General features: G+C 43.0%; 1 protein-coding gene. It reads left to right on the plus strand.

The features are described from left to right. Nucleotides 1–30: 30 nt before the first annotated feature. Nucleotides 31–374, plus strand: a 344-nt coding sequence (locus tag J3998_RS13135) for a redoxin domain-containing protein (RefSeq protein ID WP_208151114.1), incomplete at its 3' end; no start/stop codon positions are given.

Here is a 374-nt window from a genome sequence, read left to right on the forward strand (position 1 = left end):
TATAAACAAAACTAATTTAAGGACTCTATCATGGAACAGACTTTCGGATTACCTCGTTTAAATGAAGCCGCTCCGGCATTTAATGCAATGACCACGCACGGTCGTAAAACACTAGAAGATTATAAAGGTAAGTGGTTGGTGCTTTTCTCTCACCCTGCTGACTTTACCCCTGTTTGTACCACCGAGTTTATCGGCTTCCAAAACCGTAAAGCCGACTTCGATGCCATGAACTGTGAACTTTTGGGGCTTTCAATCGATTCGCACCACTCGCACAATGCGTGGGTACTTAACATTAAAGAGAAATTCGGGGTTGATATCGAATTCCCGATTATTGAAGACCTTAGTATGGAAGTGGCGAAAGCTTACGGTATGGT

The organism is Thiomicrorhabdus marina (assembly GCF_017571465.1).
GTDB classification, from domain to species: Bacteria; Pseudomonadota; Gammaproteobacteria; order Thiomicrospirales; family Thiomicrospiraceae; genus Thiomicrorhabdus; species Thiomicrorhabdus marina.